Here is a 25,407-nt window from a genome sequence, read left to right as displayed (position 1 = left end):
ACCGGTCGGGCGCCGCCTACCGGTAGTTGACGAACTGCACCGCGAAGTCGAGGTCCTTGCCCTTGATCAGGGCGATCACGGCCTGAAGGTCGTCCCGGCTCTTGGAGGTCACGCGCAGCTCTTCGCCCTGCACCTGCGCCTTGACGCCCTTGGGCCCCTCATCGCGGATGATCTTGGCGACCTTCTTCGCGTTCTCCTGCGAGATCCCCTCCTGCAGCGAGGCGAAGATCTTGTACTCCTTGCCCGACGCCTGCGGCTCGCCCGCGTCCAGGGACTTCAGCGAGATCCCGCGCTTGACCAGCTTGGACTGGAAGACGTCGAGGATCGCCTTGACCCGCTCCTCGGAGTTGGCCCGCATCTCGATCCGCTCGCCCGACCAGGCGATCGAGGCGCCGACGTTCTTGAAGTCGTAACGCTGGGAGATCTCGCGGCTCGCCTGGTTCAGAGCGTTGTCGACCTCCTGCCGCTCGACCTTCGAGACGATGTCGAAACTGGAGTCGGCCATCTTGAGTTGGCTCCTCGTACGTAGATCCGTCAGTGGCACGGCCCAGCGGACCGCTCCGGCCAGCCTAGCGATCTCGGCCATGATCAAGCGGCGATCAACCGGGTGGCGAAGCACCCCCGCGCATCAGGTATTGTTTACGTCGTTGCCAGGGAGCAGCGCCGCGAGAGCGGGGCACCTGGCCACATCCCAGGCGGTGTGCCCGAGTGGCCAATGGGAGCGGACTGTAAATCCGTCGGCTTAGCCTACCCAGGTTCGAATCCTGGCGCCGCCACACGAGGGAAACGGCCCCCGAGCTGCGGAAACGCGGTCGGGGGCCGTTTTCGTTCATGGCCGGCCCCGGGGTTCGGCCGTGTGCTGCGGGCGCCGTGGTCGCCCGGCCCGCCGGGGTCGCCCCGTGCTGATCGGCTCCGTGGGCTCGCGGGCCGTGGAGATCGACCTGGTCGAGCTGTATCGCGACGAGACCCGGGTCTACTCTCCGTGAGCGAAGCGGATTCTGGCGATCGCGTCCGCGAATTCCTCCGGTGCCTCCTGGGGCGGGTTGTGGCCGACGCGAAGGCGTACGTCGTCGATCAGGTGGGGGAAGCGCGCGGCGTGTTCGGCGGTCGTTTTCGGCGCGCGGAGCCCGTCGTCAAGTGCGCTGACGGCGATGGTGGGGACCCGGATCCGGGGCAGTGCCGCGATGCGGTCCTCGTCGGCCTGGTATTCCGGCGCGCCCGTGGCGAGTTGGAACCGGTGCCGGTAGGAGTGGACGGCGACGGCCACGAAGTCGGGATTATGGAGTGAGGGCGCGGTCGCGGCGAATTCCTTGTCCGTGAAGTCCCATCCGGGCGACCACTCCTGCCAGAGCAGGCGGGCGAATGCCTCGCGGTGTCGTTCGAGCCCGCGGCGGCCGCGTTCGGAGTGAAGGTAGTAGTTGTACCAGAGCTTCCGTTCCTGGTCCGGTGGTGTCGGGGCGCCGCTGGTGGCCAGGTCGTGGACGTTGTAGCCGTCGACGCTGACGAGTCCCGTGATCAGGTCGGGGCGGAGCATCGCGGTGATGGTCGCGGCGCGTCCGCCCCAGTCGTACCCCGCGACGACCGGGCGGTCGAGGCCGAGGGCCTCGATCATCGCGACGAGGTCGCCGGCCAGGGCTGCCTGCTGGCCGGACCGGATCGTCGTGGGGCGCCGGAAGCGGGTGGGGCCGAACCCGCGGAGGTACGGAACGAATACCTCGGCGTCTGCCGCGGCGAGGATCCGGGCGACTCCGTCGTAGCTTCGTACGTCGTACGGAAATCCATGCAGAAGGACGACCGGAGGGGCGGCCGGGCGCCCGTGTCGTTCGTAGGCGATCTCGAGATCGCTCGTCGTGACCGTTTCGACGGGGTGCTGGTTCATTTCGCGCTCCTGAGTTGCCGTGGGGGAGGGACGTCCGCGGCAAGCGACGGGACCAGCGGTGCGCCGATGAACGCGCCGACCGGTCCGAAGGTGACCGCGGCCAGGGCTGCCGCGCACGGCGCGAACCCGATCACCTGCTGGGCGCGGCGGCGATGCCGGTCCCCGCGGCAAACTTGTCATGCCAAGTAGATTGGGCATGGCGAATGGCGAGGCGCAAGTGAGAGCCCGGCTGTCGACGGAATTTTTGATTCGTGTTCACCGCACGGACGCTCTGCGCCGGTGCGAGTACAAGCGAGGCTTGATCAACGTGTACGTACATGTGACGATGCCGGTATGACCATGGCCCTGCACGCTGCGATCGCGGAAAGTCTCCGGGAGCGGATCCGCAGCGGGAAGCTTCTCGTCGGACAGCCCGTGCCGTCGGAGGCGGAACTGTGCGCGGAGTGGAACGCTTCGCGGGCGCCGGTGCGTCAAGCGCTGGCGACGCTGCGCGCGGAAGGAGTGATCTCCAGTAGCCGCGGACGGCGCTCGACCGTCCGCGCCGACGCGGTCGGTCAGCCCTTCGACACGTTGATGTCCTATTCGTCATGGGCGCGTTCGCTCGGTCGGGTCCCCGGGCAGCGCACGCTGGAACTGGGACTGCGCATCGCCGGCTCGGAGGCCGCGGCCGCGCTGCGGCTCGACGAGGGCTCCATGGTGGTGCGGGGGCTGCGGCTGCGGACGCTGGACGACGTGCCGACGATGCTCGAGCGCGCCCTGTACGTCGAATCCGTCGGCCGGCTGTTGTTCGAGTTCGACTCGGACGCCGGATCGCAGTGGGAGTTCCTGCGGTCCCGCGGCGTGGTGTTCGCGGCGGCGTCGCACGTCATCGACGCGGTCGCCGCGGACGCGGTCGACGCGGCGTGGCTGGGCGTCCCCGAGGGCTCGCCGCTGCTCCGGCAACGCCGCACTACGACGAACGCCGAGGGCGTGGTCATCGAGTACCACGACGACCGCTATCTGCCCACCGAGGTCGCGTTCACCATCCAGAACGCCCCCGACATGCGGACGCCCCTGGTCCGCAGCACGCCACCCGGATCCACGAGGAGCCCCGAATGACCGCCCCACGCATCGACCTCGCCGTGTTCGACATGGCCGGGACCACCATCGACGAGGGCCGCTCCGGCAGCGCAGAGACGTATCCCTGGACGGAGCTCGTCGCTCCCGCGCGGCCGATGAGCGAGCTACGCGGACTCCTCACCGGACCGCCTGGGCCCGCTCCCCGGGCAGCGGCCAGGCCCTCCCGGTGACGGGGGAGACGATGATGCCGATGGATCCGACCGTCGCGGTCGTGGGGCCGGGCGCGATCGGCACGACCGTGGCGGCGGCGCTGCACGAGGTCGGCCGTACGCCGAGGATTTGTGGCCGCACCGCGCGTGAACGCCTCGAACTGCGCGTGGGCGAGGACCGCGTCGTCGTGCCGGGGCCCGTGCGGATCGACCCGGCGCGGGCCGCCGGAGCGGTCGACCTCGTCTTCCTCGCCGTCAAGTCGACGCAGATCGAGACGGCGGCACCGTGGCTGACGGGATTATGCGGTGCGGACACCGTCGTCTGTGTTCTGCAGAACGGCGTCGAGCAGGTATCGATGGTCGCGCCCCACCTCTCCGGCGCCCGGGTGATCCCCTCGGTCGTGTGGTTCCCCGCCCAGGCGCGGTCCGACGGCTCGGTGTGGTTGCGCGGCCAAGCGCGCCTCACCCTGCCGGACGCTCCGGCGTCGCGTGTGGCGCTGGAGGCTCTGCGCGGCACTCGGTGTTCGGTCGACCTGGCCATGGACTTCACCTCTGTGGCGTGGCGCAAGCTGCTGCAGAACGCGGTCGCCGGGCTGATGGTCCTCACGGGCCGCCGCTCCGGCATGTTCGCCAGGGCCGATATCGCCGAGCTGTCTCTGGCCTATCTGCGGGAGTGCCTCGAGGTCGCCCGAGCCGAGGGCGCGGTACTGAGCGACGACGTGCCGCGAGAGATCGTTGACGGCTTCCGGTCCTACCCGGCCGATATGGGCACCTCCATCCTCGCCGACCGCGAAGCCGGCCGGCCGCTCGAATGGGACACCCGCAACGGTGTCGTGTCGCGCCGCGGGCGGGCCCACGGCATCCCGACGCCGATCAGCGATCTGGTGGTGCCACTCCTCGCGGCCGCCGGCGACGGACCCGGCTGAACCCCTGGCGCCGCGGTTACGAGTGGTTGCCGGTCCAGGTGAAGGTGGCGGAGGCCCCGGAGGGGAGCTGGTAGGCGAAGGACTGGCCGCCCCAGTTGACCTTCAGCGTCTGCTGGCCGCCGGTGTCGTTGTAGGCGATCAGCGCCTTGGAGCCGTCGGGGTTCTTCCAGGCCACGTTCGGGACGGCCGAGCTGGCGTCGCCGAGGCCGAGCCGGTGTGGGCCGCCTGGGCGCCCGCTGGGGAAGCCGGCCAGGGGCCGACGGCCACCGCGACCGCCGCGAGGGCGCCCATCAGGGTGGAGCGCGGTGTGGCAGATCGATCTTGTCAGGGTCCTGACAGGTCTCATTAAAGTCGATGCCTTCCTGTGCGGACAGGGTCGGCCGGTGCGGTCACGGCCGTGAGGGGGAAGCGTGAGCCCGGTGGCCGGTATGCCCACGGCCACGTCGCACCGGAGCGCCGGTGTGGTCACGGTGCTCGGTGATGTGAATGATTCAAGGCCGGGCGAAGGACGTCAATCCTCGCGGCACGGCTTATTTCATCGCATGGCTTAAGTCATCGCGGAAAGGCGGCGCCGTTCACCGCGCGGGCGGGCTCGCGGCCGGCGCGGCTTCCGCCGGTGCCGGACCTGCCGCCGTACGGGCGGTGGTCCGTGTGGCGCGCCGTGGGCTCCGTAAGACCGCTCCTAGGGTGGTGATTCCCCCGTATCAGGACAGAGAGGGCGGATCGTGCTCAGGGGCTTCAAGAACTTCCTCATGCGCGGTGATGTCATCGTTGTCGCCGTCGGCCTGGTCACAGCGCTGGCGTTCTCGACGCTGATCAAGGCGTTCACCGACTCCGTGATCAATCCGATCATCGCCCGGCTCCAGGGCGGCAAATCGGTCGGGCTGGGCTGGCAGCTCGGCGCCCAGGGGAACACCTCGACCTACCTCAACATCGGGTCGTTCATCTCCGCCCTGATCTACTTCGTCATCTTCATGGCCGTCATCTACTTCCTGATCGTCGTGCCGTACAAGTACACCCAGCGCCGCCGGGGCGCGGAGGTCTTCGGGGAGCCGGGCCCGCTCAAGACCTGCCCGGAGTGCCTCGCCGAGGACATCCCCGAGGCGGCGCGCAAGTGCCGCTACTGCGCCTCTGACCAGCCGCGCACGAACGAGCCGCCGCAGCCGCCGCGCCCTTAGCCGCAGCCGCCGCGCCCTTGGCCGCGGCGGTCGAGGTCCAGTTCCAGCATCCGGATCGCGTTGCCGCGGAGGATCTTGTACGTGGTCTCGGGGGAGAGGTCGGCCACATGCTCGGCGGCGATGCGGCGGGTGTGCGGCCAGGTGGAGTCGACGTGGGGGTAGTCGGTCTCGAACGTGGCGTTGTCCACGCCGACCGTGTCCAGCGAGGCCACCCCGTGCTTGTCGCGGAAGAAGCAGCAGAAGATCTGCCGGTAGTAGTACGTGGACGGCGGCTCGGGGATGAGGTCGCGGACGCCGCCCCAGGCGCGGTGCTCCTCCCAGACGTCGTCGGCGCGCTCCAGGGCGTAGGGGATCCACCCCATCTGGCCCTCGGCGTAGGCCAGCTTCAGGCGCGGGAAGGAGACCAGGACGCCGCTGAAGAGGAAGTCCATCATCGACGCCATGGCGTTGTTGAAGCTCAGCGCGGCCTGGACGGCCGGCGGGGCGTCGGGGGAGGCGGCGGGCATCTGGGAGGAGGAACCGATGTGCATGCACACGACGGTCCCCGTGGCCTCGCACTCGGCGAAGAACGGGTCCCAGTAGCCGCTGTGGATGCTGGGGAGCCCGAGGTAGGTGGGGATCTCGCTGAAGGTCACCGCGCGGACGCCGCGGGCCGCGTTGCGGCGGATCTCCTGGACGGCGAGGTCGACGTCCCACAGGGGGATCAGACAGAGCGGGATGAGGCGGCCGCCGCTGTCGCCGCACCACTCCTCGACCATCCAGTCGTTGTACGCGCGGACGCACGCCAGCCCGACCTCCTTGTCCTTCGCCTCGGCGAAGGTCTGGCCGCAGAAGCGGGGGAAGGTCGGGAAGCACAGTGACGCCTCGACATGGTTGAGGTCCATGTCGGCGAGTCGGTCCTTGGGGTCCCAGCAGCCGCGGCGCATCTGCTCGCGGGTGATGCCGTCCAGGGTCATCTCGTCGCGCGAGAAGCCCACGGCGGCGATGATCCGCTTGTAGGGGAAGAGGTCGCCCTCGTACTGCCACCAGTCGGTCAGCTGGCCGTCCGGGTCGGTGGTGAACTTGTACTTGCCGCCGATATAGGCCAGTTCGCCGATCCCGGCCGTGAGGGGCTTGGGGCCGCGGTCCCGGTACTTGGCCGGGAGCCAGGTCTCGAAGAGGTGCGCGGGCTCGATCACATGGTCATCGACGCTGATGACCAGGGGCAGCTCGGTGGTGCCGTTCGTCTCGCCGGTCATCTCGCCATCTCTCCCCGGTCTCCTGGTGGTGGGCCTGTCCGTTCCCCTTCATCTGACGGTTCGTCAGATTCGATTGGCGGCAGAGTAGGGCGGATCGCTTCAACCAACAAGAGAAAGTCCCGTTTCCGCACGTACGTCCAGGGCAAACGATGAGCGACAACTGGGGAGGAAACGGTGAACGCATCGTCGATCGCACGCGGATTGGGTTCGGCAACGCGCACACGCACCTCACGCGAGGCGGGCACCCGGGCCATCGAGGCGGCGGCCCGCTGGGGGCTGGCCACCCGGGGAGTGCTCTATCTGCTCATCGGCGTCCTGGCGCTGCGCATCGCCTCGGGCGACCACGGCGAACAGGCCGACCGGGGCGGGGCGCTCCAGACACTCGCCGAGCAGCCGTTCGGCGCGGCGCTGGTCTGGGCGGTCGGCGTCGGGCTGGTCTGCATGGCGCTGTGGCGGCTGTCCGAGGCGGTCTTCGGGGCCGCGGGGCCGGACGGGCGCGCGGCCCGGAAACGGCTGGCGGGGGCGGCCCGCGCGGTCTTCTACGGCGTCGTCGCGTACTCGGTGCTCTCCTTCGCCGCCGGTGAGCAGGGCAGCGGCTCCAGCGACCGGCAGTCGAAGGACGTGACGGCACGCGTGCTCGACCTGCCGTACGGCCGGTGGCTGGTCGCCGCCGCCGGGACCGCGGTGGCGGTGGCGGGGGTGTGGATCGCGGTACGGGCGATCCGGCGCGGCTTCCGCAAGTACCTCAAGGCGGGCGCGATGTCCCGGCGGACGCGGCGGGCCGTGGAGGCGCTCGGGATCTGCGGCGGGGTGGCCCGCGGGGCGGTGTTCGCGGTGGCGGGCGGCTTCGCGCTCACGGCCGCGGTGCGCTACGACCCGGGCAAGGTGAAGGGCATCGACGACACCCTGCGGACCTTCGCCGGGACGGCGGCGGGGCCCTGGCTGCTGATGGCGGTGGCGCTGGGGCTGGCGCTCTTCGGGGTGTTCTCGTTCGCGCTGGCGCGGTGGCGCAGGGTCTGAGCGACGCTCCGGGCCGCGCGGTCCCGGGGCGGGCCTCCGACGGTGGTCCCGGGCCGGGCCGCTGCCGCCTGACACCGGGCCGGGCCGGCCTCCGCGCCTCGCACGAACGTGCCCCGCGCCTCGCACGAACGTGCCCCGCGCCTCGCAGGAACGCGTCCCGCACGTACGCGTCCCGCGCCTCGCACGACCGTGCCCCGCGCCCCGCAGGAACGCGTCCCGCGCATCGCACGTACGCGTCCCGCGCCCCGCAGGAACGCGTCCCGCGCCTCCTGCGTACGCGTCCCCCGCCTCGCACGTACGCGTCCCCCGCCTCGCACGTACGCGTCCCGCGCCTCCTGCGTACGCGTCCCCCGCCTCGCACGTACGCGTCCCCCGCCTCGCACGTACGCGTCCCCCGCCTCGCACGTACGCGCCCCGCGCCTCGCACGTAACGCGCACCGTAAGGCGCTCTTCCCGGAGGTCCCCGGCGCCGGGACGATCGGACGATGCCGACCATGAAGCCACGCGTCCGTCTCGCCGCCGTCGGGGCGGCCTTCGTCCTCGCCGCCGCCACCCCCGTCGCCGCGTACGCCGCGCTGGACGACCCGCCCGCCGCGGCGGCCTCCGGCGCCGTGGGCCGCGGCAAGCCCTACGTCGAGACCCGGCTCTTCTTCGGCACCGAGCGCCCCGACGGCGGGCCGCCCGTCACCGAGAAGCAGTTCCTGGCCTTCGTGGACCGGCAGGTCACCCCGCGGTTCCCCGCCGGCCTGACGATCCACGACGGCCGGGGGCAGTGGCGGGACGAGAACGGGACGATCGAGCGGGAGCGCTCGTACGAGGTGATCCTGCTCTACCCGGCGTCCGAGGCGGACACGCAGGACCCGCGGATCGAGCGGATCCGGACGGCGTACGAGCGGCAGTACGCCCAGGAGTCCGTGGCCCGTGCCGACGCCCCGGCCCGGGTGGACTTCTGAGGGGCCGGGCCGGGCCGGACCGCCCCGGCTCCTCACCCCTGCCCGGCGACCGCCCCCACCGCGTCCGCCACCGCCGTGTCGCCGTTGATCAGCTCCAGCGTGCGGCCCGCCGTACGGGGCTCGTCCAGGAGAGCGACCAGGACCGCGGCCACATCGTCGCGGGTGATCTCGGCGCGGCCGGCGCGTTCGGTCAGCTTCACCCGGCCCGTGCCCGGGTCGTTCGTCAGCCGGCCCGGGCGCAGCACGGTCCAGTCGAGGCCGTCCCGGGCGCGGATGTCGTCGTCCGCCGCGGCTTTGGCGCGCAGATAGGCGGCGAAGACGGGGTCGGTGTCCGGCGGCGGCTCGTGGGAGGCGCCGGTCGAGGAGACGATCAGGAACCGCCGGGCCCCGGCCCGTTCGGCCGCGTCCGCGAAGAGCACCGCGGACCGGTGGTCGACGGTGTCCTTACGGGCGGCACCGCTGCCGGGGCCCGCCCCGGCCGCGAAGACGGCCGCGTCCGCGTTCTCCAGATGCTTGACCACGTCCTCCAGCGAGGCCGACTCCAGGTCGCAGACGACCGGTTCGGTGCCCGACGCCAGCAGGTCGCCCGCCTGTTCCGGCTTGCGGATGATGCCCGCCACCTCGTCTCCGCGCGCGGTGAGCAGCCGCTCCAGCCGCAGCGCGATCTGTCCATGTCCACCAGCGATGACAATGCGCATGATCCCGACCGTACGCCGTGCGGCCTACTGTTGCTCGCCGCCGCTCTGCGGCCGCGCCTGCCGGGGCAGATCCAGCGCCGCCGCGGCCGCCGAGTCGCAGTACTCCCGCACCGCGCTGGTACGGGCCACCACCCGCCCCCGGTGCACCACGACCCTGCTGTACGCGAGCGAGAGCACCCCGGCGAGGCCGTCCCCGCGCACCGCGAGCAGTTCCGCCGGGAATCCGGCCTCCACCCGCACCTCGGCGAGCCCCATCGCGGCCCGCGCCCGCGCGCACACCGCCTCGTACGCCTCCTCCGGCCGCGATTCGCCCCGGGACGCCAGCAGAAAGGCGGCCTCCAGGGGATCGCCGCGCCCCACGGGGTTCACCGCGTCCCGCAGCGCCCCGCTGCCCGCGGCCACCCGGACGCCCGCGGCGCGCAGCAGCCGCACCGGCGCGCAGGCGCGGGTGCGCGCCCCCCGCCTGCCCTGGTGCTCCAGCCCGGCGCAGTCGCCCTGCGGGAGGCAGACGACGGTCACCCCGGCCGCCGCCAGCCGCTCGGCGATCCTCCCCGCCGTCTCCGCGGCCAGCCGGGACAGCCCGCCGCAGGGGCCGATCGTGACGCCCGGCCGCAGGCCCCCGGCCATCGCCGCGAGCCGGGCGAGGCGGGCCGGGTCGTCACCGTCCGTGTGCAGATCGACGGCGCAGCCGTGGCGCGCGGCGAGGTCGAGGACCGCCTCGGCGTGGCCGGTCGGATCCGGGTCGAGGTCGGGGCAGCCGCCGATGACCGACGCGCCCATCCCCACCGCGTCCCGCAGCATCGCCAGACCGTCCGCCCCGGCGGCGCCGGTCAGCACCCTGGGCACCGCCACCGCGCTCACCTCCGTGAGCCCGCGCAGCGCACGGCCGGCCTCCAGGACCGCCTCCAGGGAGCGCAGTCCGTGCACCCCGCCGACGCGGACATGGGTGCGCAGCGCCGTCGCCCCGTGGCCCAGTTGGAGCAGGGCGGCCTCGACGGTGCGGCGCTGGACGTCCCCGGGGGCGTACGGGACCGGGCCCGCCATGTCGGCCGTAAGGGCGGTGTCGCAGTGGGCGTGGGGTTCGGCGGGGGCGGGCAGCAGCAGATAGCCGCCGAGGTCCAGCCGGGTGCCGGGAACGAGGCTGCCCGCCGTGCCCACGGCCTCGATCCGCCCACCGCTGAGCCGGACGTCCACGGTGCGCCCGTCGGCGAGCCGGACGCCGCCGAGCACCAGGGCGGTGGGCTCACCGGGGGCCGCTCCGCCGTTCCTGGGCGGCTGTTGCGGCTGCTGCTGGCTCTCGGGCATCGCGCTCCTGGGATTCGCGCCGGGCACGCGACGGGTGACGCGCCGGGCACGCGCCGGATGCGTGCGCAGCCAAGATCACGCGGGTGCGAAGCGAAGCCTAGGACGAGGTGGGGGCGGCTTCGCGGAGGAGCCGAATAGTCGTACCGGTGTGGTGCATGAGTTCAGGGTGACGAGGGGCCGATACGGATTTCACCTTCGGCGGCCGACCGTGTAATGTCTTCATCGCTCGCCCCAATAGCTCAGTCGGCAGAGCGTCTCCATGGTAAGGAGAAGGTCTACGGTTCGATTCCGTATTGGGGCTCTGATGTGTGAGGCTTCCCGTTCCGCTACGCTGGTCGAGCGGGGAGTCACTCGCATCGAAGCGGTGTAGCTCAGTCGGTAGAGCAAGCGGCTCATAATCGCTGTGTCACCGGTTCAAGTCCGGTCACCGCTACTGACAGTAGCCGATTGTGGGGTCGGTCCTTCGATCGGCTACTCTTTCTGCGTTAATCCCCTAGTCCGTTCGTCAAGGAGCACTCACGTGGCTGCCACCGACGTCCGCCCGAAGATCACGCTGGCCTGCGTGGAGTGCAAGGAGCGGAACTACATCACCAAGAAGAACCGGCGCAACGACCCGGATCGTCTTGAGATCAAGAAGCACTGCCCGCGTTGCAACGCGCACACCGCGCACCGTGAGACGCGATAGCAATAAACTCTCATTCGAGGCCGCCCCCACTCGCGGGGGGCGGCCTCGTTTCGTTGGTAATTCAATCGCAGGAGGTGTGCGCCGATGGCGCTCGACCAGTCGTTCGTGGGGCGGACCTACCCGCCCACCGCCCCGTACGAGGTCGGCCGGGAGAAGATCCGGGAATTCGCCGAGTCCCTCGGTGACACCAATCCGGTCTACACCGACCCCGAGGCGGCCCAGGGCCTCGGCTACCCCGATGTGATCGCCCCGCCGACCTTCATCTTCACGATCACCTTCAAGGCGGCCGGGAAGCAGGTTGTCGAGGACCCGCAGCTGGGACTGGACTACAGCCGGGTGGTCCATGGCGACCAGCGGTTCGAGTACACCCGCCCGGTCCGCGCGGGGGACCGGCTGAGGGTCACCTCGATCATCGACTCGATCAAGTCGCTGGCCGGCAACGACATCCTGTCCGTCCGCGGCGAGGTCCACGACGAGGCGGGTGATCATGTAGCGACGTCGTTCACGACGCTGGTGGCCCGCGCCGCTGACGCAGAGGTGGAGGAGGAGAGCAGATGACGGCCAAGATCTCGTATGACGCCGTGGAGGTCGGCACCGAGGTGCCGACGCGCGAGTTCCGGGTGAACCGCGCCGACCTCGTGCGCTACGCGGGAGCGTCGGGCGACTTCAACCCGATCCACTGGAACGAGCAGTTCGCCAAGGAGGTCGGCCTCCCCGACGTCATCGCGCACGGCGCCTACACCATGGCCGAGGCGGCCCGCGTGGTGACCGAGTGGGCCGGCGACCCCGGCGCCCTCGTCGAGTACGGCGTCCGCTTCACCCGGCCGGTCGTGGTCCCCAACGACGACAAGGGCGCGGTCATCGAGATCGGCGCCAAGGTGACCGCCAAACTGGACGACGAGGCCCGTACGGTGCGCCTCGACATCACGGCGACCAGCGCCGGCCAGAAGGTGCTGGGCCGGGCCCGCGCCGTGGTACGGCTCGTCTGAGCCCCCGACCGCGCCCGATGCGGCCCCCGGGCGGATGAGAGCACGCCGGAGCGCGTGCGGTCCGTCCGAGCCCCTTACGGCCCGCAGGCCCGCCGGCCCCCGGATTCCCCACACCGGGGGCAGCCGCCGGCAGGAGCCCAGGGGGCGCCCCCGTACCCTTGAGCGCGTGCAGGAACTCCACGACGCCCCTCTCGCGCCCCTCACCACCTTCCGTCTCGGCGGACCGGCCAACCGGCTGCTCACCGCCACGACCGACGACGAGGTCATCGCCGCGGTCCGTGCGGCCGACGCGGCCGGGACCCCGCTGCTGGTGATCGGCGGCGGCAGCAACCTGGTCATCGCCGACAAGGGCTTCGACGGCACCGCCCTGCACATCGCCACCAGCGGCTTCGCGCTCGACGGCACCCGCCTGGAGCTCGCCGCGGGCGAGAACTGGTCGGCCGCCGTGGCCCGTACGGTCGAAGCGGGGCTCGCGGGCATCGAATGCCTCGCCGGAATCCCCGGCTCCGCGGGTGCGACGCCGATACAGAACGTCGGCGCCTACGGCCAGGAGGTCTCCGCCACGATCGCCGAGGTGATCGCCTACGACCGCCGCGCCGACGAGGTCGTCACCATCCCGAACGCCGACTGCGCCTTCTCCTACCGCCACAGCCGCTTCAAGGCCGACCCCGACCGCCATGTGGTGCTCCGGGTCCGCTTCGAACTGGAGGACGCGGGCGGGCTCTCCGCGCCCGTCCGGTACGCCGAGACCGCGCGGGTGCTCGGCGTCGAGGTGGGGGACCGGGTGCCGGCCGCCGTCGCCCGCGAGACCGTCCTGGGGCTGCGCGCGGGCAAGGGCATGGTACTCGACCCCGAGGACCACGACACCTGGTCCGCGGGGTCCTTCTTCACCAACCCGGTGCTCGACCAGGACGCCCACGCCGCCTTCCTGGCCCGTGTCGCAGAACGCCTGGGCCCGGACATCGTGCCGCCCGCCTTCCCGGCGGGCGATGGCCTGATCAAGACCTCCGCGGCCTGGCTGATCGACAGGGCGGGCTTCACCAAGGGCTACGGCACCGGCCCGGCCCGGATCTCCAGCAAGCACACGCTCGCCCTCACCAACCGGGGCGAGGCCACGACCGAGGACCTGCTGGCGCTGGCCCGCGAGGTGGTGGCCGGGGTCGAGAAGGCGTTCGGGATCCGGCTGGTCAACGAGCCGGTGACGGTGGGCGTGAGCATCTGAGGCTGACTACTCATGTGAGTAGTCAGGGCCCGCCAGCCAGCCGTCGATATCCGCCAGCATCCGCGTCCGGACCTCCTCCGGCGCGGCCGAGCCGCGCACCGACTGACGTGCCAGCTCGGCCAGTTCGGCGTCCGTGAAGCCGTGGTGCTCGCGCACCAGCTCGTACTGCGCCGCCAGCCGCGAGCCGAAGAGCAGCGGGTCGTCCGCCCCGAGCGCCATCGGCACCCCCGCGTCGTACAGCGTGCGCAGCGGGACGTCCTCCGGCTTCTCGTAGACCCCGAGCGCCACGTTCGACGACGGGCACACCTCGCAGGTCACCTCGCGCTCGGCGAGCCGGGCGAGCAGCCGCGGGTCCTCCGCCGCGCGCACCCCGTGGCCGACCCGGGCCGCGCCGAGGTCGTCCAGGCAGTCCCGCACGCTGCCGGGGCCCGACAGCTCACCGCCGTGCGGCGCCGCCAGCAGCCCGCCCTCCCGGGCGATGGCGAAGGCCCGGTCGAAGTCACGGGCGAATCCGCGCCGTTCGTCGTTGGAGAGGCCGAAGCCGACGACGCCGCGGTCCGCGAAGCGCACCGCGAGCCGGGCCAGGGTGCGGGCCTCCAGCGGATGCTTCATACGGTTGGCGGCGACCACCACCCTGATCCCGAGCCCGGTCGCCGCGGAGGCGCTCTCGACGGCGTCCAGGATGACCTCCATGGCGGGGGTCAGCCCGCCCAGGCGCGGGGCGTACGAGGTGGGGTCCACCTGGATCTCCAGCCACTGGGCCCCGTCCCGCACATCCTCCTCGGCCGCCTCGCGCACCAGCCGCCGGATGTCGTCGGCCTCCCGCAGGCAGGAGCGTGCGATGTCGTACAGCCGCTGGAAGCGGAACCAGCCGCGCTCATCGGTGGCGCGCAGCTTCGGCGGCTCACCGCCGTTCAGCGCCTCGGGGAGGTGGACGCCGTACTTGTCGGCGAGTTCGAGGAGGGTTCCGGGGCGCATGGAGCCGGTGAAGTGGAGATGCAGATGCGCTTTGGGCAAGCGGCGGACATCACGAACGCGTTCCAATCAACTCTCCGTTACTGCTAGGCTTCACTCCGTGCCGTTGGGCGCCGGGCAGGGCTTGTCCGTCATGAGACCACACAGCGGTCGAGTGAGAAGCCCCTTCGGGGGAGGAGTCACCTGCAGATACTGCCGCACAGGTCTGCGGACAGGCAGCCCGTTCTCCGAACGAGGACTGGCCTGAACACATAAGCGGGTTCCCGGCCATGGCCGGGAACCCGCTTATGTGCCTCGCGCCTTACGCGCTCGCCTCGCCCAGCAGCTTCTGCAGCCGGGAGACGCCCTCGACCAGGTCCTCGTCGCCCAGTGCGTAGGACAGCCGCAGATAGCCCGGGGTGCCGAACGCCTCGCCCGGTACCACCGCGACCTCGGCCTCCTCCAGGATGATCTCGGCCAGCTCGACGGTGGTGCGCGGCCGCTTGCCGCGGATCTCCTTGCCGAGCAGCCCCTTGACCGAGGGGTAGACGTAGAAGGCGCCCTCCGGCTCCGGGCACTCGACGCCGTCGATCTCGTTCAGCATCCGCACGATGGTGCGGCGGCGGCGGTCGAACGCCTCGCGCATCGCGGCCACGGCGTCCAGGTCGCCCGAGACGGCGGTCAGCGCGGCGACCTGAGCGACATTGCTCACATTCGAGGTGGCGTGCGACTGGAGGTTGGTCGCGGCCTTGATGACGTCCTTGGGGCCGATGACCCAGCCCACCCGCCAGCCGGTCATCGCGTACGTCTTGGCGACACCGTTGACCACGATGCACTTGTCGCGCAGCTCGGGCACCACGACCGGCAGCGAGTGGAATTCGGCGTCGCCGTAGACCAGGTGCTCGTAGATCTCGTCGGTCAGCACCCACAGCCCGTTGTCGGCGGCCCAGCGGCCGATCTCCTCGATCTGCTCACGGCTGTAGACCGCGCCGGTGGGGTTCGAGGGGGAGACGAAGAGCAGCACCTTGGTGTTCTTGGTGCGGGCCGCCTCCAGCTGCTCGACGGAGACGCGGTAGCCAGTCGTCTCGTCGGCGACGACCTCCACCGGGACACCGCCGGCCAGCCGGATCGACTCCGGGTAGGTGGTCCAGTAGGGCGCGGGGACGATGACCTCGTCGCCCGGGTCCAGGATCGCGGCGAACGCCTCGTAGATCGCCTGCTTGCCGCCGTTGGTCACCAGGATCTGGGCCGCCTCGACCTCGTACCCGCTGTCACGCAGCGTCTTCGCGGCGATCGCGGCCTTGAGCTCGGGGAGGCCGCCGGCCGGGGTGTAGCGGTGGTACTTCGGGTCGCGGCACGCCGCGGCCGCGGCGTCGACGATGTAGTCGGGCGTGGCGAAGTCGGGCTCACCGGCGCCGAAGCCGATCACCGGGCGGCCCGCGGCCTTGAGGGCCTTGGCCTTGGCGTCGACGGCGAGGGTCGCGGACTCGGAGATCGAGCCGATCCGGGCCGATACCCGCCGGTCGGTCGGGGACTGTACTGGGGGAGTAGCAGCGGTCATGGATGCATCGTCGCAGACGGGCGAAATGGGTGGCACACGGGTTTGCGGAGACTTCGCGCGCTTCTCGTTCGACGCCCGGCCGTCAAGCACGTACACTCATCCGTCGTTGGCCGATCAACAGCCGGATCCGACCGCACACTCCGTGCAGCCGGATGTATGCGGTAGGTTGGGAGTGCCGCAAAGGGTCGTAGCTCAATTGGTAGAGCACTGGTCTCCAAAACCAGCGGTTGGGGGTTCAAGTCCCTCCGGCCCTGCTACACGCACTGTGATGAGGGTGCGTGCATGCGTACGCAAGGACAAGCACCGCTGTGCGGCCGGGCCGGACGCGGCACGGCCACGACCCGGATTCAGGTGAGGACGAGTGACGGAAGCCCTTGGCTCCACCGCGACGCCTGAAAGCGGTCGTCCCGAGGATGAGGAGACGACCAAGCGAGGTCGTCGTGGTGGCAAGCGCGCGAAGAAGGGGCCCTTCGGCCGGCTCGCGCTTTTCTACCGCCAGATCATCGCTGAGCTGCGGAAGGTCGTCTGGCCCACGCGCAGTCAGCTGTCGACGTACACCAGCGTGGTGATCGTCTTCGTCGTCATCATGATCGGCATCGTGACCGTGATTGACTATGGGTTCAACAACGCCATCAAGTACGTCTTTGGCTGAGACCCTCGCGAAAGGCGGCCGCTGTTCCGGCGTCGCCCCTTTCGCACGTTCCACCCCCTTTGAAGCCAGGAAGAAGCAGCCACAGTGTCTGACCCGAACCTGAACGACGCCGCCGAGCCCGTCGAGTCCCGTGAGGACGAGCTCGACATCGTCGAGGCGGCGGACTCCGACCAGGCTGCAGCGGCCGACGCCTCGGCGGGCGTTCCCGCCGAGGAGGACGCGCTGCGCGTCGAGGACGAGGACGCCCTCGAGACCGAGGCGGCCCAGGCGGACGAAGCGGTCGAGACCGAGGCCGAGGTCGAGGTCGACCCGGTCGAGGCGCTCCGCCAGGAACTGCGCGGGCTGCCCGGTGAGTGGTACGTGATCCACACCTACGCGGGCTATGAGAAGCGCGTGAAGGCCAACCTGGAGCAGCGTGCCGTCTCGCTGAACGTCGAGGACTTCATCTATCAGGCCGAGGTCCCCGAGGAAGAGATCGTCCAGATCAAGAACGGCGAGCGCAAGAACGTCCGGCAGAACAAGCTGCCCGGCTATGTGCTCGTCCGCATGGACCTGACGAACGAGTCGTGGGGTGTCGTCCGCAACACCCCGGGCGTCACCGGCTTCGTGGGCAACGCCTACGACCCGTACCCGCTGACCCTGGACGAGATCGTCAAGATGCTCGCCCCCGAGGCCGAGGAGAAGGCCGCCAAGGCCGCCGCCGAGGAGAGCGGCGTGCCGGCGCCGAGCCGCAAGGTCGAGGTCCAGGTGCTGGACTTCGAGGTGGGCGACTCGGTCACGGTCACCGACGGCCCGTTCGCGACCCTCCAGGCGACGATCAACGAGATCAACGCCGACTCGAAGAAGGTCAAGGGCCTGGTGGAGATCTTCGGCCGGGAGACCCCGGTCGAGCTGAGCTTCGACCAGATCCAGAAGAACTGAGTCCTTCCGGACTGAGGCTCTTCACGAGAACTTCCGAACAGGTCAGACGGGCTTTTACGGCCGGTCTGACCTGCTCGGTTTTAAGGCGCACAGCTATACCCGTTATCGTTGTGCGGTATGCCTCCATCCGGATGATCCGGTTCGGAGGCGAACAACCTCTCACTAGGACCCGGAGAGAGCATGCCTCCCAAGAAGAAGAAGGTCACGGGGCTGATCAAGCTCCAGATCCAGGCCGGTGCCGCGAACCCGGCCCCGCCGGTCGGCCCCGCGCTGGGCCAGCACGGCGTCAACATCATGGAGTTCTGCAAGGCCTACAACGCCGCGACCGAGTCGCAGCGCGGCATGGTCGTGCCGGTGGAGATCACGGTCTACGAGGACCGCTCCTTCACCTTCGTGACCAAGACTCCGCCGGCCGCCAAGCTGATCCTGAAGGCCGCGGGCGTGGAGAAGGGCTCCGGCGAGCCGCACAAGACCAAGGTCGCCAAGATCACCCGCGACCAGGTGCGTGAGATCGCCACCACCAAGATGCCCGACCTGAACGCCAACGACCTGGACGCCGCCGAGAAGATCATCGCCGGCACCGCCCGCTCCATGGGCATCACGGTCGAGGGCTGACACCTCGCGCGTGCGGGCCGACAGCCCCCGCGACCCCCTGTGGCAGGGCCAAGCGCTGGCCCGGACCACGAACTCCACAGACATCAGGAGCAAGAGTGAGCAAGCGCAGCAAGACCCTCCGCGCTGCGGACGCCAAGATCGACCGGGAGCGCGCATACGCCCCGCTCGAGGCCGTCCGGCTGGCGAAGGACACCTCCACCACCAAGTTCGACGCGACCGTCGAGGTCGCCATGCGCCTGGGCGTCGACCCGCGCAAGGCCGACCAGATGGTCCGTGGCACCGTGAACCTGCCGCACGGCACCGGTAAGACCGCCCGGGTCCTGGTCTTCGCGACCGGTGACCGTGCTGCGGCCGCGGAGGCCGCGGGCGCCGACATCGTCGGCTCCGACGAGCTCATCGACGAGGTGTCCAAGGGCCGCCTGGACTTCGACGCCGTCGTCGCCACCCCGGACCTCATGGGCAAGGTCGGCCGCCTCGGCCGGGTGCTCGGTCCGCGTGGTCTGATGCCGAACCCGAAGACCGGCACCGTCACCCCCGACGTGGCCAAGGCCGTCACGGACATCAAGGGCGGCAAGATCGAGTTCCGCGTCGACAAGCACTCGAACCTGCACTTCATCATCGGCAAGCTCTCGTTCGACGAGACGCGGCTGGTGGAGAACTACGCCGCGGCGCTCGAGGAGATCAACCGTCTCAAGCCGTCCGCCGCGAAGGGCCGCTACATCAAGAAGGCGACCCTCACCACCACGATGGGCCCCGGCATCCCGCTGGACGCCAACCGCACCCGCAACCTGCTGGTCGAGGAAGACGCCATCTGAGGCGCCCCTGATCAGCGCACCACGGTGTGCAACCGCCGGGCCCCCGCACCGCGTCGATGGTGCGGGGGCCCGGCGTCTTCCGTTGTCGGTCCCCTCCGCTAGAGTCACTCTGCGGTACACGTAAAAGAGAAATAAAAACTAGGGGGAGCCGTGCGCGGTACTCATGTTGGTGCGCGATGGGCGATAGCCGCTGGAAGTCTCGTTCTGATGGTCGGCCTCACCGCGTGCGGGAGCGAGAAGTCCGACAGTGACAAGGCCGGCGACAAGACCGGCGGCGACAAGTCCGGGCAGTCCGCGATGAGCCCGCTGGCGGCGCTCAAGCTCGCCTCGCAGCAGACGGACAAGAAGAACTCGGCCAAGGTCGAGGGCACCACCAAGATGGGCGAGCAGAACTCGCAGATGTCCGGCGACATGGACTGGGCCAACGGCATCCGGGCCAACATGTCCATCACCCAGAACGGTGGCGCCATCGCCTCCTCCCCGATCGCGGGCAAGCCGATGGACGCCAAGTACACCCCGGACGCCATGTTCCTGAACATGGGCGACGAGTTCGCCGCCCAGGCGGGCAGCGGCAAGCACTGGGTGAAGTACGACTACGACGTGCTGGCCCAGAAGGCGGGCCCCTCGGGCGCCTTCCTGAAGGACCAGATGCAGAACAACAACCCGTCGCGCTCGGTGGAGCTGCTGCTCGCCACGGGCAAGGTCAAGAGCGTGGGCAGCGAGGACGTGAAGGGCGTCAAGGCCACCCACTACACGGGCACGGTCAAGGTCTCCGAGATCGCCAAGATGCAGTCCAAGGAGCTCGGCCAGTCGGACCTGGACGCCCTGCAGAAGCAGCTGGAGTCCTCCGGTATGGACACCGAGACCATCGACCTGTGGGTGGACGAGGAGAACCTGCTGGTCAAGAAGCGTGAGCAGGCGCAGAGCAACAACGGCGCCTACGACTCCACGGTCTTCTACTCGGACTACGGCACCAGCGTGACCGTCACCGAGCCGTCCTCCTCGGACACCGTGGACTTCCAGGACATGCTCCAGCAGTAGAGCCGATTTGCCTGGCCGCGGCCCGTTCGCGTAATCTCTTGACGAAGCCAAAGACCGCTGGTTGTCGCCGTGTCCCGCAAGGGATTCCGGTGGCTGAAGGATCCGCTAGCTGCGGGCGACCTGCGTAGGTGACTTAAGGTTGCACTCCCGAACGGGCCGTGGGTCCGTGCCGGTCGAGTTACGCCCCGAGCGCCTGCGCCGGGGCGTTTTCGCGTTGTCAGTCTCCTTCCTTCAGGCCGAAGCGGTCCTCATCACCCGGAAGGAGGCCGAGGCTCATGGCGAGTCCTGACAAGGTCGCAGCCGTCGACGAGATGCGGGAGAAGTTCCGCAACTCCAACGCGGCTCTCGTAACCGCGTACACCGGTCTCACCGTCGCGCAGCTGAAGGAGCTGCGCCGTTCGCTCGGTGAGAACGCTCAGTACCGTGTGGTGAAGAACACGCTGACCAAGATCGCGGCCAACGAGGCCGGGATCAACCAGCTCGACGACCTGTTCGCGGGTTCGTCGGCCGTCGCCTTCGTGACCGGTGACCCGGTCGAGGCGGCGAAGGGTCTCCGTGACTTCGCCAAGGACAACCCCGCTCTCGTCATCAAGGGCGGTGTCCTTGACGGTAAGGCGCTGTCCGCCGACGAGATCAAGAAGCTCGCGGACCTCGAGTCCCGTGAGGTGCTGCTCGCCAAGCTGGCGGGTGCGATGAAGGCCAAGCAGTCCCAGGCTGCCGCGCTCTTCCAGGCCCCGCTGTCGAAGTTCGTCCGGACCGCCGAGGCGCTCCGGCAGAAGCAGGCCGAGCAGGGCGGTGCCGACACCCCGGCTCCCGCCGAGGCCGAGGCCGCCGAGTAATCAGGCCCCGGTCGCAGCGGGCCCGGAAGCCCGCCGACATGTACATCCGGCACCACCCGCCGAATTAGTGGAAGGACCGCCACCATGGCGAAGCTCAGCCAGGAAGACCTGCTGTCGCAGTTCGAGGAAATGACCCTCATCGAGCTCTCCGAGTTCGTGAAGGCCTTCGAGGAGAAGTTCGACGTCACCGCCGCCGCCCCGGCCGCCGTCGTCGCCGCCGCCCCGGGTGCCCCGGGCGCCGCTGCCCCGGCCGAGGAGGAGAAGGACGAGTTCGACGTCATCCTCACCGGTGCCGGCGACAAGAAGATCCAGGTCATCAAGGTCGTGCGTGAGCTGACCTCCCTGGGTCTGAAGGAGGCCAAGGACCTCGTGGACGGCGCCCCGAAGCCCGTTCTCGAGAAGGTCGCCAAGGACGCCGCCGAGAAGGCCGCCGAGTCCCTCAAGGGCGCCGGCGCCTCCGTCGAGGTCAAGTGACCCCTCGCGAGGTCGGATGACCTCGCGGCGCGCCGCCACACGCCCGTAGGACGTCCGGCGGTGCGGCCCGGTTCCACGCCAGGGGCGATCACCCGTTCGGGTGGTCGCCCTTCGGCGTTCCCGTGACGGTTACATTGCCTTATGGGCTTGTGGAGGTAGGGTGATCTTCGTTGCCCGTCGCCACGCCCTGTGACGATCTCGCCGGAGTGGGGGGCCTTGACGAACGGCACGCAGCGCGCAATTCTCAGGACGCGACGTCACACCGATCCGAAAGTCCGAGGCATGGATCGTCGGCGAAGCGGGCAGTATCGATATGCGCATCGACAGCGCGGGCTGCCGACAGGGCGTGAGAAGACAACGAGGGGCGCGCCCCTCACCGGAGGGAGAGATTGGCACTGCCGGTCTCAGAAACTCGGCGCTGGACATCAGTGTGCCAAGTGGCTACACTGACCCTTTGCGCTGCCTGTTAGCTGCTCCCTGCCCGTCACCAGGGGCATACCTACCTTCGAGCACTACCGATGAAAACCCTCTGACCTGGGATTTCATCCATGGGCTCTCGGTGGGACCGGTACGCGCGTAGTGAGTCCGAGCCCTCGGAAGGACCCCCTCTTGGCCGCCTCGCGCAACGCCTCGACTGCCAATACGAACAATGGCGCCAGCACCGCCCCGCTGCGCATCTCCTTTGCGAAGATCAAGGAGCCTCTCGAGGTTCCGAACCTCCTCGCGCTGCAGACCGAGAGCTTCGATTGGCTGCTCGGCAATGCCGCGTGGAAGGCTCGCGTCGAGGCTGCGCTGGACAGCGGTCAGGACGTCCCCACCAAGTCCGGTCTGGAAGAGATCTTCGAGGAGATCTCCCCGATCGAGGACTTCTCCGGGTCGATGTCCCTGACCTTCCGTGATCACCGTTTCGAGCCGCCGAAGAACTCGATCGACGAGTGCAAGGAGCGTGACTTCACCTACGCCGCTCCGCTCTTCGTCACGGCCGAGTTCACCAACAATGAGACCGGCGAGATCAAGTCCCAGACGGTCTTCATGGGCGACTTCCCGCTCATGACCGACAAGGGCACCTTCTGCATCAACGGCACCGAGCGTGTCGTCGTCTCGCAGCTGGTCCGCTCGCCGGGTGTCTACTTCGACTCCTCCATCGACAAGACGTCCGACAAGGACATCTTCTCGGTCAAGGTCATCCCCTCCCGTGGTGCCTGGCTGGAGATGGAGATCGACAAGCGCGACATGGTCGGTGTCCGCATCGACCGCAAGCGCAAGCAGTCCGTCACCGTCCTCCTGAAGGCGCTCGGCTGGACCACCGAGCAGATCCTCGAGGAGTTCGGCGAGTACGAGTCCATGCGCGCCACCCTGGAGAAGGACCACACCCAGGGCCAGGACGACGCGCTGCTCGACATCTACCGCAAGCTGCGCCCGGGCGAGCCCCCCACGCGGGAGGCCGCGCAGACGCTGCTGGAGAACCTCTACTTCAACCCGAAGCGCTACGACCTGGCGAAGGTCGGCCGCTACAAGGTCAACAAGAAGCTGGGTTCGGCCGCTCCGCTGGACGCGGGCGTGCTGACGGTCGAGGACGTCATCGCCTCGATCAAGTACCTGGTGAAGCTGCACGCCGGTGAGACCGAGACCGTCGGGGACAACGGCCAGTCCGTGGTCGTCGAGACCGACGACATCGACCACTTCGGCAACCGCCGCATCCGTAACGTCGGCGAGCTGATCCAGAACCAGGTCCGCACGGGTCTGGCGCGTATGGAGCGCGTCGTCCGCGAGCGCATGACCACTCAGGACGTCGAGGCGATCACGCCGCAGACCCTGATCAACATCCGGCCGGTCGTCGCCTCCATCAAGGAGTTCTTCGGCACCAGCCAGCTGTCGCAGTTCATGGACCAGACGAACCCGCTGTCGGGTCTGACCCACAAGCGCCGTCTGAACGCGCTCGGCCCCGGTGGTCTCTCCCGTGAGCGGGCCGGCTTCGAGGTCCGTGACGTGCACCCCTCGCACTACGGCCGCATGTGCCCGATCGAGACGCCCGAAGGCCCGAACATCGGTCTGATCGGCTCGCTCGCCTCGTACGGCCGGGTCAACGCGTTCGGTTTCATCGAGACCCCGTACCGCAAGGTGGTCGACGGTGTCGTCACCGACGAGGTGCACTACCTGACGGCCGACGAGGAGGACCGCTTCGTCATCGCGCAGGCCAACGCGCCGCTGACGAACGATCTGCACTTCGCCGAGAACCGCGTCCTGGTCCGCCGCCGTGGCGGTGAGGTCGACTACATCCCGGGCGACGACGTCGACTACATGGACGTCTCGCCGCGCCAGATGGTGTCGGTCGCGACCGCGATGATCCCGTTCCTGGAGCACGACGACGCCAACCGCGCGCTCATGGGCTCGAACATGATGCGTCAGGCCGTGCCGCTGATCAAGGCGGAGTCCCCGCTGGTCGGCACCGGCATGGAGTACCGCTGCGCGGTCGACGCCGGCGACGTCATCAAGGCCGAGAAGGACGGTGTCGTCCAGGAGGTCTCCGCCGACTACGTGACGGTGGCCAACGACGACGGCACCTACACCACCTACCGGGTGGCCAAGTTCTCCCGCTCCAACCAGGGCACCTCCTTCAACCAGAAGGTCGTCGTGGACGAGGGCGCGCGGGTGATCGCCGGCCAGGTGCTGGCCGACGGCCCGTCCACCGAGGACGGCGAGATGGCGCTCGGCAAGAACCTCCTGGTGGCGTTCATGCCGTGGGAGGGCCACAACTACGAGGACGCGATCATCCTCAGCCAGCGTCTGGTGCAGGACGACGTCCTCTCCTCGATCCACATCGAGGAGCACGAGGTCGACGCCCGGGACACCAAGCTGGGCCCCGAGGAGATCACCCGGGACATCCCGAACGTCTCCGAGGAGGTCCTGGCCGACCTCGACGAGCGCGGCATCATCCGCATCGGCGCCGAGGTCATCGCCGGGGACATCCTGGTCGGCAAGGTCACCCCGAAGGGTGAGACCGAGCTGACCCCGGAGGAGCGCCTGCTGCGCGCGATCTTCGGCGAGAAGGCCCGTGAGGTCCGTGACACCTCGCTGAAAGTGCCGCACGGTGAGACCGGCAAGGTCATCGGCGTGCGCGTCTTCGACCGCGAGGAGGGCGACGAGCTGCCGCCCGGCGTGAACCAGCTGGTCCGCGTCTACGTGGCGCAGAAGCGCAAGATCACCGACGGTGACAAGCTCGCCGGCCGCCACGGCAACAAGGGCGTCATCTCGAAGATCCTCCCGGTCGAGGACATGCCGTTCCTGGAGGACGGCACCCCGGTCGACATCATCCTCAACCCGCTGGGTGTCCCGTCCCGAATGAACCCGGGACAGGTCCTGGAGATCCACCTCGGCTGGCTGGCCTCCCGCGGCTGGAAGGTCGAGGGCTCCGAGGAGTGGATGCAGCGGCTGCAGGCGATCGGTGCCGACGAGGTCCAGCCCGGTACCAACGTCGCGACCCCGGTCTTCGACGGCGCCCGCGAGGACGAGATCGCCGGTCTCTTCGACTCGACGATCCCGAACCGCGACGGCGACCGCCTGGTCCAGTCGTCCGGCAAGGCCCGGCTGTTCGACGGCCGCTCCGGTGAGCCGTTCCCGGACCCGATCTCGGTCGGCTACATGTACATCCTCAAGCTGCACCACCTGGTGGACGACAAGCTGCACGCCCGGTCCACCGGTCCGTACTCGATGATCACCCAGCAGCCGCTGGGTGGTAAGGCTCAGTTCGGTGGTCAGCGATTCGGCGAGATGGAGGTGTGGGCGCTGGAGGCTTATGGCGCCGCGTACGCCCTCCAGGAGCTGCTGACCATCAAGTCCGACGACGTGACCGGCCGCGTGAAGGTCTACGAGGCCATCGTCAAGGGCGAGAACATTCCCGAGCCCGGCATCCCCGAGTCCTTCAAGGTGCTCATCAAGGAGATGCAGTCCCTGTGCCTCAACGTGGAGGTGCTGTCGTCCGACGGCATGTCCATCGAGATGCGCGACACCGACGAGGACGTCTTCCGCGCTGCGGAGGAGCTCGGTATCGACCTGTCCCGGCGCGAGCCGAGCAGCGTCGAAGAGGTCTGACGGGTCTGGCCGGGGCACTCGCCACAGGGCGCCCCGGCCTCTCCCCGGACCCCCAGTCAGACCCGAAGACACGACCCTGAAA

The 25,407-nt window shown here is 69.5% G+C and carries 25 protein-coding genes, 4 tRNA genes and 1 pseudogene; 22 read left to right on the top strand and 8 right to left on the bottom strand.

What is annotated here, in order from left to right:
* Positions 1–16: 16 nt before the first annotated feature.
* Complete coding sequence (locus tag NP777_RS28180; RefSeq protein WP_256652973.1) at positions 17–505, bottom strand: YajQ family cyclic di-GMP-binding protein; 489 nt, start codon at positions 503–505, stop codon at positions 17–19.
* Positions 506–694: 189 nt separating this feature from the next.
* On the opposite strand from NP777_RS28180, the gene NP777_RS28175 reads away from it, so the two are divergent.
* Positions 695–776: transfer RNA gene (locus tag NP777_RS28175), tRNA-Tyr, on the top strand.
* Between the two features lie 197 nt (positions 777–973).
* Here NP777_RS28175 and NP777_RS28170 read toward each other — a convergent pair.
* Positions 974–1,879: an alpha/beta fold hydrolase gene (locus tag NP777_RS28170; RefSeq protein ID WP_256652972.1), complete on the bottom strand. Its 906-nt coding sequence runs from the start codon at positions 1,877–1,879 to the stop codon at positions 974–976.
* 333 nt (positions 1,880–2,212) lie between these two features.
* Here NP777_RS28170 and NP777_RS28165 point away from each other — a divergent pair, with 333 nt between their 5' ends.
* From NP777_RS28165 to NP777_RS28155, 3 genes are read left to right on the top strand one after another with little or no spacing between them, the layout of a single operon-like run.
* The gene (locus tag NP777_RS28165) at positions 2,213–2,977 is read left to right on the top strand and encodes a GntR family transcriptional regulator (protein ID WP_256652971.1); all 765 of its coding nucleotides are present in this window, start codon (positions 2,213–2,215) and stop codon (positions 2,975–2,977) included.
* On the top strand, positions 2,974–3,168 hold the full coding sequence (locus NP777_RS28160; RefSeq protein WP_256652970.1) for a hypothetical protein: 195 nt from the start codon (positions 2,974–2,976) through the stop codon (positions 3,166–3,168). The genes NP777_RS28165 and NP777_RS28160 overlap by 4 nt, the downstream gene beginning before the upstream one ends.
* Before the next feature lie 20 nt (positions 3,169–3,188).
* On the top strand, positions 3,189–4,073 hold the full coding sequence (locus NP777_RS28155; RefSeq protein WP_256652969.1) for an oxidoreductase: 885 nt from the start codon (positions 3,189–3,191) through the stop codon (positions 4,071–4,073).
* A gap of 16 nt (positions 4,074–4,089) precedes the next feature.
* Here NP777_RS28155 and NP777_RS28150 read toward each other — a convergent pair.
* Positions 4,090–4,269 (bottom strand): annotated as a pseudogene (locus NP777_RS28150) (glycoside hydrolase family 30 beta sandwich domain-containing protein); the annotation flags it as partial.
* A gap of 529 nt (positions 4,270–4,798) precedes the next feature.
* Here NP777_RS28150 and NP777_RS28145 point away from each other — a divergent pair.
* The gene (locus NP777_RS28145) at positions 4,799–5,251 is read left to right on the top strand and encodes an MscL family protein (protein WP_256652968.1); all 453 of its coding nucleotides are present in this window, start codon (positions 4,799–4,801) and stop codon (positions 5,249–5,251) included.
* Here NP777_RS28145 and NP777_RS28140 read toward each other — a convergent pair.
* Complete coding sequence (locus tag NP777_RS28140; RefSeq protein ID WP_256652967.1) at positions 5,248–6,489, bottom strand: amidohydrolase family protein; 1,242 nt, start codon at positions 6,487–6,489, stop codon at positions 5,248–5,250. The genes NP777_RS28145 and NP777_RS28140 overlap by 4 nt on opposite strands.
* 174 nt (positions 6,490–6,663) lie before the next feature.
* On the opposite strand from NP777_RS28140, the gene NP777_RS28135 reads away from it, so the two are divergent.
* Complete coding sequence (locus NP777_RS28135) at positions 6,664–7,509, top strand: DUF1206 domain-containing protein (RefSeq protein WP_391858590.1); 846 nt, start codon at positions 6,664–6,666, stop codon at positions 7,507–7,509.
* Between the two features lie 494 nt (positions 7,510–8,003).
* Complete coding sequence (locus NP777_RS28130; protein WP_256652966.1) at positions 8,004–8,462, top strand: DUF3574 domain-containing protein; 459 nt, start codon at positions 8,004–8,006, stop codon at positions 8,460–8,462.
* A 32-nt stretch (positions 8,463–8,494) separates the two neighbouring features.
* Here NP777_RS28130 and NP777_RS28125 read toward each other — a convergent pair whose 3' ends face one another.
* Positions 8,495–9,160 carry an NAD(P)H-binding protein gene (locus tag NP777_RS28125; RefSeq protein ID WP_256652965.1) on the bottom strand — a complete coding sequence of 222 codons (666 nt, stop codon included), beginning with the start codon at positions 9,158–9,160 and terminating at the stop codon, positions 8,495–8,497.
* Between the two features lie 24 nt (positions 9,161–9,184).
* Positions 9,185–10,465 carry a hydrolase gene (locus NP777_RS28120; RefSeq protein WP_256652964.1) on the bottom strand — a complete coding sequence of 427 codons (1,281 nt, stop codon included), beginning with the start codon at positions 10,463–10,465 and terminating at the stop codon, positions 9,185–9,187.
* A 228-nt stretch (positions 10,466–10,693) separates the two neighbouring features.
* On the opposite strand from NP777_RS28120, the gene NP777_RS28115 reads away from it, so the two are divergent.
* The 6 genes from NP777_RS28115 (at position 10,694) to NP777_RS28090 (ending at position 13,361) form a co-directional block, all read left to right on the top strand.
* A tRNA-Thr gene (locus NP777_RS28115) sits at positions 10,694–10,766 on the top strand.
* Positions 10,767–10,825: 59 nt separating this feature from the next.
* Positions 10,826–10,898, top strand: a tRNA-Met gene (locus NP777_RS28110).
* Between the two features lie 87 nt (positions 10,899–10,985).
* Positions 10,986–11,150 (top strand): 50S ribosomal protein L33, encoded by a 165-nt coding sequence (gene rpmG, locus NP777_RS28105; RefSeq protein WP_009715907.1) that lies wholly within the window; start codon positions 10,986–10,988, stop codon positions 11,148–11,150.
* A gap of 84 nt (positions 11,151–11,234) precedes the next feature.
* Positions 11,235–11,708 (top strand): MaoC family dehydratase N-terminal domain-containing protein, encoded by a 474-nt coding sequence (locus NP777_RS28100; RefSeq protein ID WP_256652963.1) that lies wholly within the window; start codon positions 11,235–11,237, stop codon positions 11,706–11,708.
* Complete coding sequence (locus NP777_RS28095; RefSeq protein ID WP_256652962.1) at positions 11,705–12,139, top strand: MaoC family dehydratase; 435 nt, start codon at positions 11,705–11,707, stop codon at positions 12,137–12,139. The genes NP777_RS28100 and NP777_RS28095 overlap by 4 nt, the downstream gene beginning before the upstream one ends.
* Before the next feature lie 166 nt (positions 12,140–12,305).
* A complete protein-coding gene (locus NP777_RS28090) occupies positions 12,306–13,361 on the top strand; it encodes a UDP-N-acetylmuramate dehydrogenase (RefSeq protein WP_256652961.1) in 1,056 nt (351 codons plus the stop codon).
* A 6-nt stretch (positions 13,362–13,367) separates the two neighbouring features.
* Here the strand turns inward: NP777_RS28090 and NP777_RS28085 are convergent, their stop codons facing one another.
* On the bottom strand, positions 13,368–14,405 hold the full coding sequence (locus NP777_RS28085) for an adenosine deaminase (RefSeq protein WP_256652960.1): 1,038 nt from the start codon (positions 14,403–14,405) through the stop codon (positions 13,368–13,370).
* Between the two features lie 232 nt (positions 14,406–14,637).
* A complete protein-coding gene (locus NP777_RS28080; RefSeq protein ID WP_256652959.1) occupies positions 14,638–15,876 on the bottom strand; it encodes a pyridoxal phosphate-dependent aminotransferase in 1,239 nt (412 codons plus the stop codon).
* Positions 15,877–16,057: 181 nt separating this feature from the next.
* On the opposite strand from NP777_RS28080, the gene NP777_RS28075 reads away from it, so the two are divergent.
* The 9 genes from NP777_RS28075 to rpoB all read left to right on the top strand — a co-directional run bounded on the left by NP777_RS28075 (position 16,058) and on the right by rpoB (position 25,325).
* Positions 16,058–16,130: transfer RNA gene (locus NP777_RS28075), tRNA-Trp, on the top strand.
* Between the two features lie 107 nt (positions 16,131–16,237).
* Positions 16,238–16,528: a preprotein translocase subunit SecE gene (secE, locus tag NP777_RS28070; protein WP_037952862.1), complete on the top strand. Its 291-nt coding sequence runs from the start codon at positions 16,238–16,240 to the stop codon at positions 16,526–16,528.
* 84 nt (positions 16,529–16,612) lie between these two features.
* A complete protein-coding gene (gene nusG / locus NP777_RS28065; protein ID WP_256652958.1) occupies positions 16,613–17,449 on the top strand; it encodes a transcription termination/antitermination protein NusG in 837 nt (278 codons plus the stop codon).
* A 180-nt stretch (positions 17,450–17,629) separates the two neighbouring features.
* A complete protein-coding gene (gene rplK / locus NP777_RS28060) occupies positions 17,630–18,064 on the top strand; it encodes a 50S ribosomal protein L11 (protein ID WP_020869305.1) in 435 nt (144 codons plus the stop codon).
* A 95-nt stretch (positions 18,065–18,159) separates the two neighbouring features.
* On the top strand, positions 18,160–18,879 hold the full coding sequence (gene rplA, locus NP777_RS28055; protein WP_256652957.1) for a 50S ribosomal protein L1: 720 nt from the start codon (positions 18,160–18,162) through the stop codon (positions 18,877–18,879).
* 207 nt (positions 18,880–19,086) lie between these two features.
* Positions 19,087–19,920 (top strand): hypothetical protein, encoded by an 834-nt coding sequence (locus tag NP777_RS28050; RefSeq protein ID WP_256652956.1) that lies wholly within the window; start codon positions 19,087–19,089, stop codon positions 19,918–19,920.
* A 275-nt stretch (positions 19,921–20,195) separates the two neighbouring features.
* The gene (gene rplJ / locus NP777_RS28045) at positions 20,196–20,759 is read left to right on the top strand and encodes a 50S ribosomal protein L10 (RefSeq protein WP_037952871.1); all 564 of its coding nucleotides are present in this window, start codon (positions 20,196–20,198) and stop codon (positions 20,757–20,759) included.
* Positions 20,760–20,843: 84 nt separating this feature from the next.
* Positions 20,844–21,233, top strand: coding sequence for a 50S ribosomal protein L7/L12 (gene rplL, locus NP777_RS28040; protein WP_256652955.1), 390 nt, complete (start codon positions 20,844–20,846; stop codon positions 21,231–21,233).
* 609 nt (positions 21,234–21,842) lie between these two features.
* Entirely contained in the window at positions 21,843–25,325 is a 3,483-nt protein-coding gene (rpoB, locus tag NP777_RS28035) for a DNA-directed RNA polymerase subunit beta (protein ID WP_256652954.1), read from the top strand.
* Positions 25,326–25,407: the final 82 nt, after the last annotated feature.

Source organism: Streptomyces rugosispiralis (assembly GCF_024505145.1).
Classification (GTDB): Bacteria; Actinomycetota; Actinomycetes; order Streptomycetales; family Streptomycetaceae; genus Streptomyces; species Streptomyces rugosispiralis.
Note: the sequence above shows the minus strand (reverse complement) of the source record. Positions and strands in the feature narration are given on the sequence as shown.